The sequence below is a fragment of the Puniceibacterium antarcticum genome (genome assembly GCF_002760615.1).
Lineage (GTDB): Bacteria > Pseudomonadota > Alphaproteobacteria > Rhodobacterales > Rhodobacteraceae > Puniceibacterium > Puniceibacterium antarcticum.
The window spans coordinates 1-693 of the sequence record NZ_AWWI01000102.1 but is presented as its reverse complement, the minus strand read 5'-3'; the positions used below and the strand labels follow the sequence as shown (position 1 = coordinate 693).

The 693-nt window shown below is 59.3% G+C and carries 1 protein-coding gene; it reads left to right on the top strand.

Annotated features, from left to right (window positions below):
* Positions 1 to 44 precede the first annotated feature (44 nt).
* Positions 45 to 693: LysR family transcriptional regulator (locus P775_RS14650; protein WP_099911692.1), on the top strand; the 649-nt coding region annotated here is incomplete at its 3' end.

Below are 693 nucleotides of genomic sequence, written 5' to 3'. Positions count from 1 at the left end.
GAAATAACTCCAACAGATATAAAATATAGTCTACTATTCATATTATGAATTTACGCGCGATCGATCTCAATCTGCTGGTGGTGCTCGAAACCCTTCTCGAAGAGGCGCACGTGAGCCGCGCCGCCCATCGCCTGAACCTGTCCCAGCCGGCAGTTTCCAGTGCGCTGCAAAGGTGCCGTGACCTGTTCGATGATCCGCTGCTGGAGCGCGGTCGCGGTGTCATGCACCGCACACCGCGGGCTGAGGCGCTGCGTGGGCCTCTTAAGGCGTTGCTGGTCGACGTGCATGCACTGCTCGATCCAGTTGAGCGTCCGCTACGGGATTTGGACCAAGTCATACGCATCACCGCCGCCGACGATCCAACGCTTCTGATCGCAGGCCCGCTTCTCGCGTCCCTGTCACAGTCAGCGCCGGGCCTGAAGATTGTCTTTCAACCCTGGAGTGGGACGGACAGCACCCTTCGTTCCCTGACGGACGGCGATACCGATCTCGCGATTTCCGTGCTTGCCGTCGATCAGCCCGGGCTGGAGCGGGTTACGTTGATGCACGAGACATACGTTGTCGCAATGCGCAAAGGACATCCTGCAGCAAAGCGTTTCGATCTCGACTCATGGCTGGCCTGGCCGCATGTCGTCGTTTCTGGCCGTGGTCAGATGCAGTCGCCGCTTGACGTGCAGCTCGCCGAAATGGGCC